The sequence below is a fragment of the Streptosporangium sp. NPDC087985 genome (assembly GCF_044741965.1).
Classification (GTDB): Bacteria; Actinomycetota; Actinomycetes; order Streptosporangiales; family Streptosporangiaceae; genus Streptosporangium.
On the sequence record NZ_JBIUTQ010000023.1, the window covers coordinates 12,581 to 31,058 of the forward strand.

General features: G+C 71.5%; 14 protein-coding genes. 10 read left to right on the forward strand and 4 right to left on the reverse strand.

Annotated features, from left to right (window positions below; genetic code table 11):
* Positions 1-46 precede the first annotated feature (46 nt).
* The 3 genes from ACIN94_RS28665 to ACIN94_RS28675 all read left to right on the forward strand — a co-directional run bounded on the left by ACIN94_RS28665 (position 47) and on the right by ACIN94_RS28675 (position 3,148).
* Positions 47-1,192, forward strand: coding sequence for an acyl-CoA dehydrogenase family protein (locus tag ACIN94_RS28665; protein WP_400712556.1), 1,146 nt, complete (start codon positions 47-49; stop codon positions 1,190-1,192).
* A gap of 142 nt (positions 1,193-1,334) precedes the next feature.
* Entirely contained in the window at positions 1,335-1,919 is a 585-nt protein-coding gene (locus tag ACIN94_RS28670) for a hypothetical protein (protein ID WP_400712559.1), read from the forward strand.
* Between the two features lie 128 nt (positions 1,920-2,047).
* On the forward strand, positions 2,048-3,148 hold the full coding sequence (locus ACIN94_RS28675; protein WP_400712562.1) for a hypothetical protein: 1,101 nt from the start codon (positions 2,048-2,050) through the stop codon (positions 3,146-3,148).
* 9 nt (positions 3,149-3,157) lie between these two features.
* On the opposite strand, the gene ACIN94_RS28680 is transcribed toward ACIN94_RS28675, so the two are convergent.
* A complete protein-coding gene (locus ACIN94_RS28680; RefSeq protein WP_400712565.1) occupies positions 3,158-4,570 on the reverse strand; it encodes a dihydrolipoyl dehydrogenase family protein in 1,413 nt (470 codons plus the stop codon).
* A gap of 223 nt (positions 4,571-4,793) precedes the next feature.
* Between ACIN94_RS28680 and ACIN94_RS28685 the strand changes: the two genes are divergently transcribed.
* The 5 genes from ACIN94_RS28685 to ACIN94_RS28705 all read left to right on the forward strand — a co-directional run bounded on the left by ACIN94_RS28685 (position 4,794) and on the right by ACIN94_RS28705 (position 11,424).
* On the forward strand, positions 4,794-5,270 hold the full coding sequence (locus ACIN94_RS28685; protein WP_400712730.1) for an Lrp/AsnC family transcriptional regulator: 477 nt from the start codon (positions 4,794-4,796) through the stop codon (positions 5,268-5,270).
* A gap of 268 nt (positions 5,271-5,538) precedes the next feature.
* Positions 5,539-7,839, forward strand: a complete 2,301-nt coding sequence (locus tag ACIN94_RS28690; protein WP_400712733.1) for a HelD family protein — start codon at positions 5,539-5,541, stop codon at positions 7,837-7,839.
* A 583-nt stretch (positions 7,840-8,422) separates the two neighbouring features.
* Positions 8,423-10,063 (forward strand): apolipoprotein N-acyltransferase, encoded by a 1,641-nt coding sequence (lnt, locus tag ACIN94_RS28695; RefSeq protein ID WP_400712568.1) that lies wholly within the window; start codon positions 8,423-8,425, stop codon positions 10,061-10,063.
* Positions 10,063-10,806 (forward strand): polyprenol monophosphomannose synthase, encoded by a 744-nt coding sequence (locus tag ACIN94_RS28700; protein WP_400712570.1) that lies wholly within the window; start codon positions 10,063-10,065, stop codon positions 10,804-10,806. Before lnt ends, ACIN94_RS28700 begins: the two co-directional genes overlap by 1 nt.
* Positions 10,807-10,875: 69 nt before the next feature.
* Positions 10,876-11,424, forward strand: a complete 549-nt coding sequence (locus ACIN94_RS28705) for an FxsA family protein (protein ID WP_400712572.1) — start codon at positions 10,876-10,878, stop codon at positions 11,422-11,424.
* Positions 11,425-11,490: 66 nt separating this feature from the next.
* Here ACIN94_RS28705 and ACIN94_RS28710 read toward each other — a convergent pair whose 3' ends face one another.
* Positions 11,491-11,934, reverse strand: a complete 444-nt coding sequence (locus ACIN94_RS28710; protein ID WP_400712575.1) for an SRPBCC family protein — start codon at positions 11,932-11,934, stop codon at positions 11,491-11,493.
* Between the two features lie 349 nt (positions 11,935-12,283).
* Here ACIN94_RS28710 and ACIN94_RS28715 point away from each other — a divergent pair, with 349 nt between their 5' ends.
* Entirely contained in the window at positions 12,284-12,781 is a 498-nt protein-coding gene (locus ACIN94_RS28715) for a GNAT family N-acetyltransferase (protein WP_400712577.1), read from the forward strand.
* Positions 12,782-13,040: 259 nt separating this feature from the next.
* Here ACIN94_RS28715 and ACIN94_RS28720 read toward each other — a convergent pair whose 3' ends face one another.
* Positions 13,041-14,165 carry a S1 family peptidase gene (locus ACIN94_RS28720; protein ID WP_400712579.1) on the reverse strand — a complete coding sequence of 375 codons (1,125 nt, stop codon included), beginning with the start codon at positions 14,163-14,165 and terminating at the stop codon, positions 13,041-13,043.
* 634 nt (positions 14,166-14,799) lie between these two features.
* On the opposite strand from ACIN94_RS28720, the gene ACIN94_RS28725 reads away from it, so the two are divergent.
* Positions 14,800-15,345 carry a dihydrofolate reductase family protein gene (locus ACIN94_RS28725; RefSeq protein ID WP_400712581.1) on the forward strand — a complete coding sequence of 182 codons (546 nt, stop codon included), beginning with the start codon at positions 14,800-14,802 and terminating at the stop codon, positions 15,343-15,345.
* 7 nt (positions 15,346-15,352) lie between these two features.
* Here ACIN94_RS28725 and ACIN94_RS28730 read toward each other — a convergent pair whose 3' ends face one another.
* The gene (locus ACIN94_RS28730; protein WP_400712584.1) at positions 15,353-18,400 is read right to left on the reverse strand and encodes a BTAD domain-containing putative transcriptional regulator; all 3,048 of its coding nucleotides are present in this window, start codon (positions 18,398-18,400) and stop codon (positions 15,353-15,355) included.
* Positions 18,401-18,478: the final 78 nt, after the last annotated feature.

Here is an 18,478-nt window from a genome sequence, read left to right on the forward strand (position 1 = left end):
GGCCACCCCGTTTGTCGTCCACGTCCACGATCTGGAGTGTGCAGAGTTGACCGTTGAACGCGTTCTGCCGACCGCCGAAGCTCACGACCTGCTGGAGCTGGTCCGTGACCTGATCGCCAAGGAGGTGGCGCCCCGGGCGTCGGCCGACGAGTCCGCCGGGCGCTTCCCCCGCGAGGTCTTCACCACTCTGGGCCGGGCCGGGCTGCTCGGACTGCCCTACCCCGAGGAGCACGGCGGCGCGGCGCAGCCGTACGAGGTCTATCTCCAGGTGATCGAGGAGCTCGCCGCCGGTTGGCTGACGGTCGGCCTCGGCCTGTCGGTGCACACCCTGTCGTGCTTCCCCGTCACCGCCTACGGCACCCCCGAGCAGCGCGCCGCGCTGCTGCCGGAGATGCTCGGCGGCGAGTCGCTGGGCGCTTACTGCCTGTCGGAGCCCCAGTCGGGATCCGACGCCGCCGCCCTGACCACCCGCGCCGTGCCCGGCGCCGACGGCTACACCGTGGACGGGGTCAAGGCCTGGATCACCCACGGCGGTGCCGCCGACTTCTACACCCTGATGGCCCGTACCACTTCGGACGGGGCGCGCGGCATCTCCTGCTTCCACGTTCCCGCCGGGACCCCCGGCCTGTCGTTCGGTGAGCCCGAGCGGAAGATGGGGATGAGGTCCTCCCCGACCGCCCAGGTCCGCTTCGACTCGGTACGGCTCGCGCCGGACGCGCTGCTGGGCGCGGAGGGCGAGGGCTTCCGCATCGCCATGGCCGCCCTGGACGGCGGCAGGCTCGGCATCGCCGCCTGTGCCGTCGGCGTGGCCCAGGCCGCCTTCGACGCCGCCACGGCCTACGCCAGGGAGCGCCGCCAGTTCGGCTCGCGCATCGTCGACTTCCAGGGGGTCGGTTTCATGCTCGCCGACATGGCCACCCAGATCGCCGCCGCCCGTGCCCTGTACCTGGACGCCGCCCGCCTGCGCGACGCGGGCCGGCCGTACGGCACCCAGGCGGCGATGGCCAAGCTGTTCGCCACCGACATGTGCATGAAGGTCACCACCGACGCCGTGCAGGTGCTGGGCGGCTACGGCTACGTCGAGGACTTCCCGGTCGAGCGTTACATGCGGGAGGCCAAGGTCCTGCAGATCGTCGAGGGCACCAACCAGATCCAGCGCGTGGTGATCAGCCGCGCCCTCGCCAAGGGCTGAACGTTCTCGCCGCTCAACGGTCCGGTGAGCATCAGCGCTCACCGGGCGGCTGCCTGTGGGATCAAATCCGTCCGACCAGGCAGGTCCGGCCTAGATCACCGTCTGTTTGGCGGAGGATGGCGCCGTACGACACAGTGATCGCATGAAGCGGCGCCTTTCCCCCCTTGTGCTCATCGGGATGCTCGTGTCCGCCTGCGGCTCGGAAGCGTCGCTCAGCCAGAGCGCGCTGGACCAGGCGCGGGTGCAGGGCGTGGCCCCGGATCTGATCTATGTGGTCGATCTGCCGGGTTACAAGCTGGCCGAGCAGTCGATCGGCGGGGTCGGAGAGGAGGGATTCGGAGCCTTCTACGTCTCCCCCGAGGGCAGGCAGGTGGAGCTGAGGATCGACCGCGGCACGTTCAGCGACGCCCTCTGCGCCGACACACCGATCACGGATGCCGACCCGCCCACGGCGCCGGTCAGGTGCGAGCGCGACGAGGTGGGCTGGTACCGCTGGGGCGGGGGCCGCCACGAGTACACGGCGGTCCGGGCCGACCACTTCATCCGGTTGAAGGGCCGTGTCGGAGAGGTGGACCGTGCCGCGTTGAAGGCGGCCGTGTCCGGAGCACGGCACGCGACCGGGGACGGTTCCGCGACGCCCACGCCGCCACCCGGTCCGGTGGAGCGGGGTGACCTGCCGACCAGCGGCGACGGTGCGCCCAACAACGAGGTGGGCCCCGGAGGCTGAGCGGATTTCTGTCGGTGCCTTCCGACATGATCCCGTCATGTGCGAGACCACCGTGGACGAGGTGTTCGCAGCCGCCCCCACGGGCGCCCGCAGGATCACCCTCCGGCCGATCAAGGAACGATGACTCCATGCACCTCTCCCCGGCGGCACGGCTCCTGCTGTCGCTCATGACCGGATCGCAGGATCAGCCCCGGCCCTGGCCGTGGCCGGACTCCGCCCTGCTGAGCGCCTCCGACCTCGGAACCCTGCTCCCGGCCGCCTACCGCACCCCCGGCGACGGCAGCGCGGCCTGCTCGGCGAGGTTCACCGTGGAGGACGCGGCCAGGGAGCGTCAGCCGATCTTCACGCCTGAGGCATGCGCGGACCTGTTCGCCGCGCTGGTCCAGGGACTGCCGGGACGGAAATGGGCTGATCTGTGCCTGGGGGCCGGCTCCCTGCTGCGCTGCCCCGCGGGTCCTCCTCTGGACGAGCTGGCCGGGCACGCCCGTACGCTGACCGGCTTCCTCCTGCGCGAGAACCGGACCGGCCACCCCTACGCGCTGCTCGCGGTCGCGGGGCTCGCCGGAATGGACGACGAGGTGGCCGGACGGCTCACCGCGGATCTGGGGCCGATCGCCGTCGCCGAGATCTCGCTGCTGCTCGGCTGGGACGCCGAGCGCCGGGCCCTGCTGGCGGAGGCCCTCCAGGCCCGGTCGTATAACTCGCCGCCACCGCTGCCCGACCTCTGGGAGCGGCTGGCCGCGTTGCCCGACTACGTGACGTTCGCCCGCACGACCCTGGAGGCGGCCGACGCCCGGATCGCCGCCATCCACGCCGGTGAGATCCCCTACCGGGCCGACCGGGCCTTCGACAACGCGGAGAAGGAGACGATCGGCCGTGCCGTACGGCTGGCGCTGTTCCGTGACGAACCGTGGCTGCCGGCACTGCTGGACCGGTTGCTGCGCGGGGTCGCGGTCGCGCCCACCACGGCCAGGACCCTGCCATCCCAGGCGCTGCTGTACGAGGTGGGCCGCGCCGCCCAGGAGTTCCCCACCCCCGAGGTGATCGCCGCCCTGCGCGCCGCGAGCCGGGTGGCGCGGCACGCGGGGGTGCCCAAGCAGCTGGACCGGGTGCTCAAGCGGGTCGAACGCGCGCTGGCCGACCGTGTCGAAGTGGCCTTCCGGATGCCGGATCACGGCGTCGGCCCCGATGGCGGCTCCGCGTGCCGGTCGGCGGGCACGCGGCCGTGATCGTGGAGGTCAGAGTCCGTACTCCTCCAGTAGCCGCAGCCAGACCTCGCTCGCGGTGGGGAAGGACGGAACGGCGTGCCAGAGCCGGTCCAGGGGGACCTCGGCGGTGACCGCGACCGTCGCCGAGTGCAGCAGTTCGGCCATGCCGGGTCCGGCGAAGGTCACGCCGAGCAGGACGCGCCGGCGCTCGTCGACGACGGCCTTGGCCCGGCCCCGGTATCCCTCGCCGAGCAGGTAGGCCCCGGACACCGCGCCCAGATCGTACTCGACCACGCGCACGTCGAAGCCCTCCTTGCGGGCTCGGGCCTCGGTACGGCCGGCCGCGCAGATCTGCGGATCGGTGAAGACCACCTGGGGTGCGCCGTACCCGTCCGCCACGGCGCGCATCGCGGGCAGGTCGTCGCGCTTCCCGCTCGCCCGTGCCGCGATGACGTCTCCGCACACCCGGGCCTGGTACTTGCCCATGTGGGTCAGCAGGTTGCGGCCGTTGACGTCGCCCACGGCGTACAGCCAGCCGCCGGCGACCCCGGTCGCGCACATGCTGTCGTCGACCTCCACCGGACGGCCGTCGGGCAGGCCGACGGAGCCCAGGCCGAGATCGTCACTCGCGGCGCGCCTGCCGGTGGCCATCAGAAGCTCGTCCGCCTCGACAGACGGCCCCTCGGACAGGTGGACGGTCACCGTGCCGCCCGGCCGAGACCGTTCCACCTTCGTCACCTGCGCGCCGGTGCGCACCACGATGCCGGCCTCCGCGAAGGACCGCGCCACGAGTTCCCCGGCGAACGGTTCCATCCTGCCGAGCAGTCCGTCGCCGCGGACCAGCACCGTTGTCTCCTCGGCGCCGAGCCCGTGCAGGGCCTGGGCCATCTCGCAGGCCACCACGCCTCCGCCGACAACGGCCAGCCGTTTCGGGACGCTCCTGACGGCGGTCGCCTCGTGGCTCGTCCACGGCGACGCCTCCGCCAAGCCGGGTGTCGGCGGGAGGACCGGATGGCTGCCGGTGGCCAGCACGACGGCGTGCCGGGCGGTCAGCGGCCGGGTCGAGCCGTCGGGTGCGGTCACCAGGACCCGTTTCGGGCCGTCCAGCTGCCCCCGGCCGCGCACGAACCCCGCCGGCACGTTCTTGATCCACTCGACCTGGCCGCTGTCGTCCAGATGTGACACGGTCTCGTCACGCCGGGCGAGCACGGCGCCGACGTCCATCGGGCCCAGCGTCAGCCCGGGCACCCGGCCCACCTCCGCCGTGAGATCCACCGGGCGGAGCAGGGCCTTGCTGGGGATGCAGGCCCAGTAGGCGCACTCCCCGCCCGCCAGGTTCTCCTCCACGACCACGGCGCTCAGCCCCCCGCGGACCGCGCGGGCCGCGACGTTCTCCCCTGCGGGACCGGCGCCTATCACGATCACATCGAACTCGTCGGACATGACTATCTCCCAGAGCGAACGAGCCGGTCACCGTAGCTCGGTTTGACGGAGCCGGTCTGCACCAGCTTCGTACCCTCTCCGCGGGAGGCACACGGCCGGACGGCGCAGAACCGGATCCGCTGACGGCGGGGCGGCCCGCCGGGAGAGGATCGAGCGGGGTTGGGACCATGCCGTGACCCGGGGAGTGGCGCGGGTGGCCGCCGGTGCCGTTACCGTTGACCGGGTGGAGGAGATCGACCGCCGGATCGTGACGTTGCTGGCCAAGGACGGCCGGATGAGCTTCACCGACCTGGCCAGGGAGACCGGGCTGTCGGTGTCGGCGGTTCACCAGCGGGTGCGCCGGCTGGAGAAGCGCGGCGTGGTGCGGGGATACGGGGCGCTGGTGGACTACGACGCGATCGGGCTCTCGCTCACCGCCTTCGTCTCCATCAAGCCGATCGACCCGGCCGCCGCCGACGACGCCCCCGAGCGGCTGGCTCACCTGAGCGCGATCGAGGCCTGCCACAGCGTGGCCGGTGACGAGAGCTACATCCTCAAGGTGCGGGTGGCCTCCCCGATCGCGCTGGAGGAGCTGCTCAACCAGATCCGCACCTCGGCCAACGTCTCGACCCGGACGACGGTCGTGCTGAGCACGCCGTACGAACACCGTGCCCCCGAGCCGGCCGCCCCGGAGGCGGCCAAGCCCGACGAGCAGGCCTGATCTCTCCAGCAGGGTGGAAATGGGGGCCAGGGGACGGCCCCCGCAGCCGCGGCCCCATGTGACCGTCCGGTCCGCTCACCTCGCGCCGCGGCGTGGAAGTGGGCGCGCGGGCGGAACTCGCTCTCCGAGAGCGGGGTGGATTCCGTCAAGTACGGAGGGTATCGCGATCAACCTGTGATGGCTGGAGGAGGAGTGAACATCTCGACGGACCTGCTAGGGTGATGGTTTGTCACAGCAACAAGCAAGAAGCCCGGAGTATCCCATTACTATCAACGATAATGGAGCGACGGCAACCCGTCAACTCGAGCTCGCCAAGGAGCAGGAGTACGTCTCCGGCCTCTACGTACGGCTCGACCTGTTGCGCGAACGCACCCAGCGGCAGCTGGACGGGGTGCTGGCGCAGGGCGGAAGCGGCGGCACCCACCAGAACCGCTCCGAGCGCGACACCTTCGCCGGGATGTACGCCGAACGGCTGGGCAGGCTGTGGGCGGTCGAGAACGGTCTGTGCTTCGGGCGGCTCGACAACGCCGATCATACCTCCCTTTACATCGGCCGTATCGGCCTCGCCGACGACGAGCAGCGGCGGCTGCTGATCGACTGGCGGGCTCCGGTGGCCCAGCCGTTCTACGGGGCCACCCCCGCCGCCTCGATGGGCGTCACCCGCCGCCGCCACCTGCAGACCAGGGGGCGCAAGGTGATCGGGGTCGACGACGACCTGCTCGACCTCGACAACCTCACAGACGAGGACGTGGCCACCCTCAACGGTGAGGCCGCGCTGCTGGCCTCGATCGGGGCCAAGCGCACCGGGCGGATGCGCGACATCGTGGCCACCATCCAGTCCGAGCAGGACCGCATCATCCGCTCGGACCTGGGCGGCGTGCTGGTCGTGCAGGGCGGCCCCGGCACGGGCAAGACCGTGGTGGCCCTGCACCGGGCGGCCTACCTGCTCTACACCCACCGAGACAAGCTCGCCCGCCGGGGCGTGCTCATCCTCGGCCCCAACCTGACCTTCCTGCGCTACATCGAGCAGGTACTGCCCTCCCTGGGCGAGACCGACGTGCTGCTGTCCACGGTCTCCGAGCTCTATCCGGGTGTCACCCCCACGGTCAGGGAACGGCCCGAGGTCGCCGCACTCAAGGGGGACGCGCGGATGGCCGAGGTGGTGGCGCGGGCCGTACGGGAACGGCAGCGGGTGCCGCGCCAGCCGGTCGAGATCCGCCTTGACCGCTACACCCTCAAACTCGACGGCCGCCTGCTGGACGCCGCCCGCAACCGGGCGACCCGCTCCGGGAAGCCGCACAACGAGGCGCGCGGGATCTTCGTCCGTCATCTGCTCAACGCGCTCGCCCGGCAGGCCGCCCGGCAGCTCGGCAAGGGCATGATCGACGACGACGAGCTGGCCGACATCCGGGAGGACCTCCGTACGGAGCGGCCCGTCAAGGCCGCGCTGAACAGGCTGTGGCCCTACACCACCCCGCAGCAGCTCCTCATCGGGCTGTTCACCTCGCGCGAGCGGCTGGACTACGCCGCGGGCGGTCTCGGTACGGCCGAGCGCGAGCTGCTGCTGCGCGAGCCTCCCCGTCATGGGGAGAACTGGTGGGCCGAGTCCGATGTGGCGTTGCTGGACGAGGCCGCCGAACTCCTTGGCGACATCGACCCGGCGGTGCTGCGGGCCGGGGCGTGGATCGCCGAGGAGGAGCAGGCCGCCAGACGTGCCGCCGCACTGGACGAGCGTCAGCACCAGCTGACCTACGCCAAGGAGGTGCTGGAGCTGACCGGGCTGTCCGACATCATGGACGCCGAGAAGTTCGCCGCCCGGCACCTCAACGACGACGTGTACCTGACCACGGCCGAGCGCGCGGCGGCCGACCGGACCTGGGCCTTCGGCCACGTCATCGTGGACGAGGCGCAGGAGCTGTCGGCGATGGACTGGCGGATGGTGATGCGGCGGGTTCCGACCCGGTCGATGACGATCGTGGGCGACCTGGCGCAGACGGGTTCCTCGGCGGGTGCGCACTCCTGGGGCCGGGTGCTCGACCCGTACGTGGCCGGTCGCTGGCGTGAGGAGCACCTCAGCGTCAACTACCGCACCCCGGCCGAGCTGATGGCCGTGGCCGCCGACGTGCTGAAGCTGGTCGGCCCCGATCTCGTCGCACCCACCTCGGTCCGGGAGACGGGCGCCGCCCCCTGGGCGGCCTCCCCGGTGGAGGCGCTCGGCGGCCTCGTCAAGGCCGAGGTCGTCGAGGGCGGGCGTCTGGTCGTGATCGTGCCGGAGTCCAGGATGGGCGAGTTCGGCCAGATCGTGACGGAGGCGGTCGACGGCGCGGTCGCGGGGCCCGGTGCGGCCGCACTGGACGCGCCGGTGGCGGTCCTGACGGTCGCCCAGGCCAAGGGGCTGGAGTTCGACGCGGTCATCGTGGTGGAGCCGGAGCTGATCCTGCGGGAATCGCCTCGCGGGGCGAGCGACCTTTACGTCGCGATGACCCGCGCGACGCAGCGGCTTGGCGTCGTGCACGCCGGTTCGCTACCGGATGCGCTCGTTCGACTTGAGCGACATCCGATCACATGAGACCATTGACGGCTCTCGTCGATCATGCCCCAGCTGCGAAAACTTGATGTTTCCGCTGTTGGTGACATGGTTGACATCTGCGCTGGGGTCGGTAGTTTGCTGCCCAGTCCAGCACGGGACTGGCCGGTCGGCCGTCCCTGACATCGTCGGTTCCTGCGCCCGTGACGGGGGTAACCCCGTCCGTACAGCCAGGCGCAGGGCCGGCGTTCCGTCGGGGCGGGGCACCCCGACCGGGCGGGGGGTTGGACCCAGGAGGGGTCCGGACACCCAGTAGACAACGGCAATCCGCGCTCGCCGCCGACGGGACGGAACCGGTCCGAAGGGTCGTCCGGGCCCTCTTCCCGCTCCCGTGCCGAGCGTCGTACGCGTCGGGGTGATCCCCGGGGGCATCCGTCCGTCCCCGGGGGTCACCCCGTTGCCGCGTCCGCGGCCGGTAACCCTTCTTTTTGGGGGTGTGCCCCGCCGAGCGGTACCGTTCGGGCTAGAAAGCCGGGCGAGAGCCGGGCCGGAGAGGCCGGCAGACGGGCCGGGCTTGGAAGGAACCGGGCGTAAGCGTCCGCACGACAGCGCAAGGAGCCCGTCCGTGGTGCAGGAGAAGACGGCCGCCCCGGCGCCGGGAACGGCGGCGGGAGATCCGGCTGCCGGCTCACCGAGTGGACGGACGGCACGCACCGCCTCGCGCTGGGTGCTCCCGGGCCGGATCGCGGCCGCGTCGGCGGGCGGCCTGCTGCTCTTCCTCGCCTTCCCTCCGCTCGGGCTGTGGTTCCTCGCCCCGTTCGGCCTGGCGCTCGCCGTCCTTTCCGTGTACGGTTCGCGCCCGCGCCGCGCCCTGTGGCTGGGCCTCCTGACCGGGCTGACCTTCCTGCTGCCCGCGCTGCACTGGGTCAGCCCGATCGGTATCGACGCCTGGCTGGGCCTGGTGGCGATCGAGAGCCTCTTCTACGCGGCGTGGGCCGCCGGTACCGCCCTGGCCGTCCGGCTGCCTCTGTGGCCGTTGTGGAGCGCCGCGCTGTGGGTGGCGATGGAGTGGGCGCGGGGGATCTTCCCGTTCGGCGGGTTCCCCTGGGCCCGGGTGGCCTTCAGCCAGGGGGAGTCGGTCTTCACTCCCTACGCGGCTCTCGGCGGGGCACCACTGGTGACCTTCGCGGTGGCCCTGTGCGGCAGCCTGATCGCGCTGGTGGCGCTCCGGTTCGCCCCCGCTCTCCGATGGGAGCGGGCGATCGCGCTGCCGCTCGCCGGGGTGCTGGCCGTGCCGGCCGCGGCGTTCGCCGTCCCCCGGCCCGGTGACGAGGGCAGGAGCGTGACCGTGGGGGTCATCCAGGGCAACGTTCCCGGGCGCGGCATGCACCCCCTGGGGGACGAGCCGGCAGTGGTTCTCCGGAACCACACCCGCATGCTCCACGAGATGGCGCAGGCCGTCCGGGCGGGAAAGACGCCCAGGCCGGACCTTGTCGTGCTGCCGGAGAACTCCACTGACATCGACCCCTACCGCAGTGACTTCGCCTACCGGGAGATCGACGCGGCGGTGAAGGACATCGGGGTGCCCGTCCTGGTCGGCGCCGTGGTCGGCGTCGGGGAGGACAACCGCGCGACGCGCAGTCTGGTGTGGGACCCCGTCACCGGCCCCGGCGCCTATTACGACAAGCAGCAGCTCGTCCCGTTCGGCGAGTACACCCCGCTCAAGGATCTGGTGCTGGCCCTGTTCGAGAGGGCGGGTCTGGTAGGCAAGCAGTCGGTGCCGGGCACCCGCGACGGCGACCTGAGGCTGGGCCCGGTGACCGTCGGCGCGATCAACTGCTATGAGGTGGCCTTCGACGGCGTGGTACGCGGCACCGCCCGGACGGGCGCCAGCCCGCTGGTGGTGCAGACCAACAACGCCACCTACGCGCTGACCAACCTGCCGCCGCAGCAGCTCGCCATGTCCCAGCTCCGCGCCGTCGAGCACAACAGAGCGGTAGTAACGTCCGCTATTACGGGTATATCCGCATACGTGACTCCGGAGGGCAGGGTGGCCTGGCGCACCGGAGAGCTCGTCCCCGCGGCGAACGTGCTCAGAGTTCCGGTCAGGAGCGCCGAGACGGTCGCCACACGGGTGGGCGCGCTGCCCGAATGGGCCCTGATACTTGTGAGTGCGGGTGCGTTGGCCGCCGGATGGCGGCGCAGGCCCCGTAACCTGGTGCACTCCGTGAACCAGGAAGGCGACCAGCAGGTGGGAGACGTGTGATGGAGCGGATGCTTGGCCGGGTGCTCGTCATCGTCCCGACCTACAACGAGCGGGAGAACCTGCCGATGATCGCCGGGCGGCTGCGTGCCGCGCTGCCCGAGGCGCACCTGCTGATCGCCGACGACAACAGCCCCGACGGCACCGGCGCGATCGCCGACGAGCTGGCGGCCGGGGACGACCACGTCCACGTGCTGCACCGGCCGGGCAAGCAGGGACTGGGTGCCGCCTACATCGCCGGCTTCCGCTGGGGGCTGGAGGAGGGCTTCGACGTCCTGGTGGAGATGGACGCCGACGGCTCCCACCAGCCTGAGGAACTGCCCAAGCTGCTGGACGCGCTGGCCGACGGGGCCGACCTGGTGATCGGCTCCCGGTGGGTGCCCGGCGGCAAGGTGGTCAACTGGCCCGGCTCGCGGGAGTTCCTCTCCCGCGGGGCCAACGCCTACACCCGGTTGATGCTCGGCGTCCGGGTCCGCGACGCCACCGCCGGGTTCCGCGTCTACCGCGCCTCCACCCTGGAGAAGATCGGCCTGGACGACGTGGAGTCGCAGGGCTACTGCTTCCAGGTGGATCTGACCCTGCGCACGGTCCGTCAAGGCATGCATGTCACCGAGGTGCCGATCACGTTCGTGGACCGCACCGCCGGGGTCAGCAAGATGAGCCGGGCCGTCGTGGGGGAGGCGATGTGGCGGGTCACCCGGTGGGGTTTCTCCGGCCTTCCCCAGCGCCTGCGCCGTCCCCGCTGAGCCAACGCGGAACGCGGCGACATCCGGAGGCGTTGTCACTGTTGTACGGCTGTCGCGTGAGTTGAGGAAATGATGCGCCTTCTACTGGTCGTCGCCTTCCTGGTAGTTCCCGTCCTGGAGATCCTGGTGTTCGTCCAGGTCGGTCAGGCCATCGGCGTATGGCCCGCGGTCGCCCTGTTGGCCGCGGGCAGCCTCCTCGGTGCCCTGGTCGTCCGCAGGGAGGGCCGCAAGGCCTGGCGCAAGCTCCAGGACGCGATGCAGGCCGGCCGGATGCCCGAGCCGGGTGCTCCCGGCGGTGCCATGACCGTCGCGGGCGGGGTGCTGCTGGCGGTGCCGGGCTTTCTCACGGACATCGTCGGGCTGCTGTTCCTCCTGCCGTTCACCCAGCCGCTGGTGCGCGGGCTCGGCGCCCGGTTCCTCGCCCGCCGGATCGAGAACCTCACCCGGAAAACGGCCGGCTCCGGCCTCGGCTCGCCCTTCGGTGACGTGGGCTCACCCTTCGACGTCATGCGCGACCAGCGTCCCGGCTCGGGGCCGGTCATCCACGGCGAGGTCATCCGGGACGAGCCGGACCGGCCGGCCACCCGTGACTCCAGCCGCGACCTCACCGGCCGCTGATCTCACCGACGGCTGATCTCACCGACGGTTGATCTCACCGACGGTTGATCTCGTCGGCCGCCGAGCTCATCGGCCGCTGAGTTCGGCCAGGCGGCGGAGCGAGAGCCGGAACAGTGCCTCGTTCGCCGGCCTGACCAGCGGCCAGCCGAGCCGCCCGGCCGGACCGAACGGCAGGTCGAGCTCCTCCTCCCAGACGATCGTGCTGCCGCCCTCCTCACGGGGCAGCACGCGGAAGATCCCGGTGCCGCGCACCAGCCGCCCGGTGTGCCGTACCGCCACGGTCGTGGGCGGATCCCACTCGATGATCTCCATGGTGTCCAGGAACCCGAGGAGGCCCATCCCGGTGAAGGCCGCCAGGCGGCTTCCCGCGCTCCGGCCGTCCCCGGCGGTGACGCGCGCGCGGGTCAGGACCATCCACTCGTCGTGGCGCGGCCAGTCGGTCAGTACGGAGAACACCTGCTCCGGCTCCGCGGCCGCGTCCACCGAGACCCTGATGCGGGAATGAGTCATCCTCCGGTCCTTCCTCGGGGCCGGTACTCCCAAAACCACGGCCCGGTACTCTCCGCCCGCCGCCCGGGTGCCGCGCCTGCCAGTGGTTCACCAGTGACCTCCCAGATGCTCACAAGAGCGGGCTCCTAGTGTCCTCTCCGTAAGAGTGATCACCGGGTCGCCGCGATCAGACCAGAGGGGTGAATCTCATACGAGCAAGGGCTTTCCGACTCCGTCCAGCAAGATCGGAAAGCCCGCGATCAGGGTGAATTACGATCCGTGGAAATCGGCGTTAGAGGCGGAACCCGCCTTTCAGGTTCGGTGCTGCCAGAATTCTCCAATGGCCGTAACCGAGAACCGGAGGTTCCGCATGACCGCATCGGTGGATCGGACCGACATGATCGTCGTCAGGTCCGTCGGCTGGAACGACGCCGCGGCTGTCGCGCTGCGCGAGAAGATGGAGGAGGAGATGAGTGCCCGGTACGCCGACCGGTTCGCCGCGAAGCCGGACTACCTGCCCCGTGGCATGAACGTCGAGCCCGAGTCCGTCGCCTACACCGGGGTCGCTTACGCGGGCCCGGATCTGCCGGTCGGTCATGCCGCGCTGCGTAGGCTCGGCGTCGACCTGGAGCTCAAGCGGATGTTCGTGGCCCCGTCCCACCGAGGCGCGGGTGTGGCGCGCGTGCTGCTGGACGCGGTCGAGGACGCGGCCCGCGCGCTCGGCGGATCACGGATCATCCTGCACACCGGAGACCGCCAGCCGGACGCCGTGAGGGTGTACGAGCGGGAGGGGTACGTCCCCATACCGCTCTTCCCGCCCTACGAAAGGCTTGAGGGTTCGCACTGTTTCGAGAAATCGCTGCTCTGAGCCGCCTGCGGAAGGTCGGGCACGGGCCTGTCTCCGGGATCCTCGCGTACGGCTGCGCCGCGGGATAGGGGTGCGTCCGGCCTCATGGATCGAGCCCCTCCCGGAGGGGCCGCGTGCGGACCTTCCGAAAGGGGCTCGATGCCGGAGGTTACTGCTGGGAGGGGCGGGGGGACCCTTCCGGTCGGCTCTCCTCGGCCGTTGGGGGGTGCCCGTCCTGACGGGCCGGTGACTCGTCAGGACGGGGCGGTGAGGAGAGCGATCAGCCGGTCGTCAGGGTCAGCCCGTAGGCGGACAGGATCGGGTTGACCGGCTGGTGGTACGTCGTGCCGCCCGAGCTGCAGTTGCCGGAACCGCCCGAGGTCACGCCCTGGGCCTGGCTGCCGGAGATGAACGAGCCGCCGGAGTCGCCCGGCTCGGCGCAGGCGCTGGTGCGGGTGAGCCCGGTCACTGTGCCCTGCGAGTAGGTCACGCTGGCGTTGTGCTGCTGGATGAGGCCGCAGCGCCAGCCGGTGGTGGAGCCGGAGCGGCAGATCGAGGCGCCGACCACGGCCTGGGTGGAGCCCTTCACGACGACGTTGGTGCCGCCGGAACCCTTGACCCAGGGCCTGACGGTGTTTCCGGACGCGGCGGCGACCCACGCGTAGTCGTGACCGGGGAAGGAGTAGGCCTGGAAGGTGCCGGTCGGGTTGGTGGTGTTGGCGGCGACGCGGCAGTGGCCGGCGGTGACGAATCCGATGGTGCTTCCCTTGGTGATGGAGAAGCCGACGCTGCAGCGGGAGCTGCCGATGTAGTAGGGGTTGCCGCCGATGATGTCGATGAGGGGCTGGGGCTGCTCGTTGGAGGCCACCACGCGGACCGCGTTCCTGTCCGCGCCGGCGGCGGCGACGAGGGCGGCGGTCGCGGCCGGCTGGGCGGCCAGGATCACGACGGTGTTGGTCGGGGCGTCGACGTACCAGAGGGACGCGCCGGTCTTCGCCTCGGCCGGCGCCTGGTCGAGCCTGTCCTTGATCGCGTTGAGCTGGTCCAGGGTCCGGCTGACGATCACGGGCTGGGCGCCCTTGGCCCTGATGGCGTCGGCTGTGGCGGCGTCGCTGGTGGCGACCATGAGCTGGGAGGCGTCGCCGTTGAGCCAGGCGCCGGCGTACGTGCTGCCGAGTTTGGCGCTCAGGGCGGATTCGGTGGTCATCGCGCGTTCCTCGTTGGCCAGCCGGGTGATGGCCTGCTGTGAGGTGAGACCGAGGTCGCGCTGCATGGCTTCGAGGACGGCGGGGGATGGGGAGCTGATCTCGAAGGGAGCGGGCGCGGCGCCTGCGGGCGTCGCGCTGGCGGCCAGGAACAGCGCCACGGTGGCGGCGCCGGCCAGGAGGGAACCTCGACTGAACATGAACACTCCTTGTGGGGGGTTGCTGTCAAGGTATTGGCCGGACGGCTCCAAGGGATGTGGCAAAAAACCCCTATCGCGGTGTTATGGGTCATTAGTGCTGCGTTCCTTAATGGAGGTCGCGAACACGCGGTCAAAACCCGAGGTGGTGGGGGCGGTCTTCCACGCCCTCGGCGTCCCGGGCCAGTGGGGATCTGTGCTTCCGAAGAGGAACGTCGCGCTAGGGCGTTCACGTGGAGGCTTCACGACGAAGATTCACCGTTTCCCGGTTTTCGGGTGGTCGCTGCGGTCCCGGGACGTGAGCTGGTCCTCGAGGGGTGGCATCGTTTCTCGTCCTACGCCCTGATCTTTCGCCTCGAACACGTCAGTCCGGGTCGATCACGGTTACGCGCCGAAAGTCGAGCCGCCTTTCCCGGCCTGGCCGGCGGTCTCTATCGACGGCTCGTGATCGGGACGGGCGGGCACGTGGTTGGCATGCGGCGTCTACTCAGCAGTCCGCCGCAGATCGGAGTAGCGACACAATCCAGCAGCAGCTCGCGGTCATGCGGGGGGAGGTAAGGGCACCTGAAGCAAACCGTAAGCGCGGATTGGCAGAGTTCAGGCCGTAACCAGCGAGCACACGCCCCAGGAGGAAGCCATGCGCAAGGTCATCGCCTCGACCTACATCACCCTCGACGGTGTCATCGAGAACCCGGAGTGGACCACGCCGTTCTTCGACGACGAGGCCGCCGCGTACGCCGGCGAGCAGATGCGGGCCGCGGACGCTCTACTGATGGGGCGCCGCACCTACGAGGGTTTCGCCACCGCGTGGCCGCAGGTGGAGGAGACCGAGGACAGCGGCGCCGCTGAGATGAACAGCATCCGCAAGTACGTCGCCTCGACCACCCTGACCGACCCGGAGTGGAACAACACCACGGTTCTGAAGGGCGATCTGGTCGAGGAGGTCACGAAGCTCAAGGCCCAGGACGGCAAGGACATCCTGATGTACGGGTACGGCCCGGTCGCGCACACCCTGCTCAAGGCCGGCCTGCTGGACGAGGCCCGGTTCTGGATCCACCCGGTGTTCGTCGGTGGGGACACGGTGACCACGCCGCTGGCCGACGTGAAGGCGACGCTGGCGCTGGCCGACACCAAGGTGATGAAGAGCGGCGTGATCATCGCGTCATACCGCCGGGCGCAGTAGACCCCGATCAGACCAGAGCCCGGCCCTCGCCCGGGCTCAGGTCGCGTCCGGCGGCGACCAGCGCGTCGAACCGCTCCCGGCCGAGCGCGGCGATCAGGCGGCCGGTGATCCGGTCCAGTTCGTCCCGCTCGGCGGGCGCGGCGGCGAACTCGGCGGCCCGCCGGGCGGCGGCCGCGGCGCCGAGCAACCGGGCGGCGACCTCCGGCACGGAGTAGGCGGCGGCCGATGCGATGCCTTCGAGCGCGCCGATCGCGTCCCGCGGGGCACCCATCGCCTGCGCCACGTCGAACGCCTCGACGTGCCGGGCCAGCCCGGTCGCCGGGTCGCCGCCCTGTTCTGCCGCGTACCCCAGCTCGACCAGCACCATCGGCAGGAACAGCGCCGGCGGCGCGTCCCGGCGGGCCAGCTCCGCCAAGTGCTCGAGGTGAGTGGTGGCGACGTCCAGTTTGCCGTCACGGCGGGCGGCGAAGCCAAGGCTCAGCTCGGCGAACACCACGGCGCCCACCGAGTCCTGCTCGCCCGCCAGCTTGTATGCCCGCTCCGCCAGCTTCCGGGCCTGCACGTAGTCGCGGGTCTGCACCGCGAGCCAGGCCAGCCAGGACAGTTTGCTGCTCACCTCGGGCCACAGCGACAACTCCTCGGCCCAGCCCAGGCCTTCGCGGTGCAGTGCGGCGGCCCGGTCGTACTCCCCGGTCAGCTCGGCCAGGCCACCCACCCAGTCGCTGGCCCGCAGCCTGCCCCAGCGGTCACCCAGCTCGGCGAAGATCTCCGCGCAGCGGGTGCCGTCCCGCCCGAGGGCGGCCAGGTCACCGTCGGCGTGCGCCAGTTTGGCCCGGCTGCTCAGCACGGCCGCCTCGGTCCACCGGTCGGCGGATTCTCCAGCGGCGGACAGCAGCTCGGCCGCCAGGGCCAGTTTGCTGCGGTCGATCAGCGCGGCGGCCACGAACCAGGTGCCGCGGCTGTCGTCGTACGCGGAGATGTCCGCGGTTTCCATCTGGTCGCCCTGCAGCAGCGCGAACCCTACCCGCCAGGCCGCGGCCCGGGCCTGTGCGGACATGTCGCCATCGAGCGTCAGAGCATGGCGGGCCTCGGTGAATCGGCCGCGCAGGAACCAGTACCAGGTCAGCGCGTTGGCAAGGCGCAGCCCGCCGCCGTGCGCGAGCGCCGACCGCAGGTTGGCGTTCTCGGTGTCCAGTCTGAACAACCACTCGGCCTGGGCGGGGCCGCGCAGCTCGGGGTCGGCGCGTTCGGCCAGGCCGGTGAAGTACGCGGCGTGCCGGGCGCGGACCGCGGCCGCATCTCCTGGACGGTCGGTCTCAAGACGGTCGAGGCAGAACGCGGCGACCGACTCGAGCAGCCGGTAGCGCGGGCCGGCCCCGGTGTCGTCCATGACCACCAGGGACCGGTCGACCAGCCGGGCCAGCACATCGAAATCGGCGTCGCAGACCGCCTCGGCCGCGTTCATAGTGCAGCCGTCGCTGAACACCGCGAGCCGGGCCAGGATCTCGCGGTCCGCGTCGTCGAGCAGGTCCCAGCTCCAGCCGATCACCGCAGCCAGGGTGCGCTGCCGGGCCGGCATGTCCCGCTGCTGGGTGGCGAGCAGCTTGAACCGGTCGTCGAGGCGCTCCACCACGCCGGCGACGCCGAGCGCGCGGACCCGGGTCGCGGCCAGTTCCAGGGCCAGCGGCAGGCCGTCCAGGCGGCGGCAGAGCTGCGCGACGGCCGGCGCGGTGCGGTCGTCCAGCCGGAAGCCGCGCTGCTGGGCGGCGGCGCGGGCGGCGAACAGCCGGGCCGCGGCGGACCGGCGGACCGCGTCCGGGTCGCGGTCGTCATCCGGCACGGCCAGCGGCGGCACCTCCCACACCAGTTCGCCGGTGAGGCCGAGTGGTTCCCGGCTGGTCGCCAGCACGGTGACGCCGGGAGTGTCCCGCAGCAGCCGGGCCACCAGGCCGGCGGCCGGCTCGATGACATGTTCACAGTTGTCCAGCACGAGGAGCAGCCGCCGTTGCCGGACCGCGGCGAGCAGCCGGTCGGTGGCCGGGACGCTGGCGCCGGCCGCCTCGTGGATGTCCAGGGTGGCGAGGATCCGGTCGGCGACGCCGGGATCGCCGGGCGGGAGCGCGGCGAGTTCGACCAGGTGGACGCCGTCCGGGTACGCCTGTTCGCGGGCCGCCTCGGTGGCCAGCCGGGTCTTGCCGACGCCGCCGGGGCCGGTGAGCGTGACCAGTCGCTGCTCCGGGATCAGCGTGCGCAGTTCGGTGAGCGCCTCGGCCCGGCCGACCAGCTCGTTCAGGCGGGCCGGGATGCTGTTGCGGATCCGGGCCGCCCGGGGTGGTCCGGTCAGGCCGGCGTCCTGCGCCAGGATCCGCCGGTGCAGGGCGACCAGTTCCGGGCCGGGGTCAAGGCCGAGTTCGTCGGCGAGGCGGTCGCGCAGGTCGGCGTAACTCTCCAGGGCCTCGGTCTGGCGGCCGGCCGCGTACAGGGCGCGCAGGTGCAGGGCGCGCAGGCCCTCGCGGAGCGGGTGCCGGGCGACCAGGTCGGCCAGGTCGGCGGCGACCAGGTCGTGTTCGCCGCGGGCCAGGCGGGCGTCGGCGAGGCGTTCGAGCACGACGAGGCGCTGCTCGGCCAGCCGGATGGCCTCGGCTCGGACGTACTCCTCGTCGGCGAAGTCCGCGTACGGCTCGCCGCGCCACAGCCCGAGCGCCTCAGTCATGTGGACCAGGTCCCCGGCCGCAGCCAGTTCGGTGAAGCGGTCCGCGTCGGCGGTCGCTCGCAGGAGGTAACCGGGCGGGCGGGACTCGACCAGGTCGCGGGCGCCGGATTCGGCGTCGTTGAGCGCCTTGCGGAGCTGGGAGACCCGGACCTGCAGGGCGCCGGCTGCGTTCGCCGGCGGGTCGTCACCCCAGAGGTCGTCGATCAGCCGGTCTGCCGAGACCACCCGGTTGCGATTGGCGAGCAGGTCGGCGAGGAGCGCGCGGACCTTGACGCCGGGCACGGTTACCGGCTCGCCGGTGTCGGTGGTGACGGCGAGCGGACCCAGGACGCCGAACCGCATGCGGGCCACCCTACAAGCCGTAAGCCGGCCGGAAGCCGACCGTAAGCGGGGCGGCGCACGGTGTGGGTGTCAGCGAGT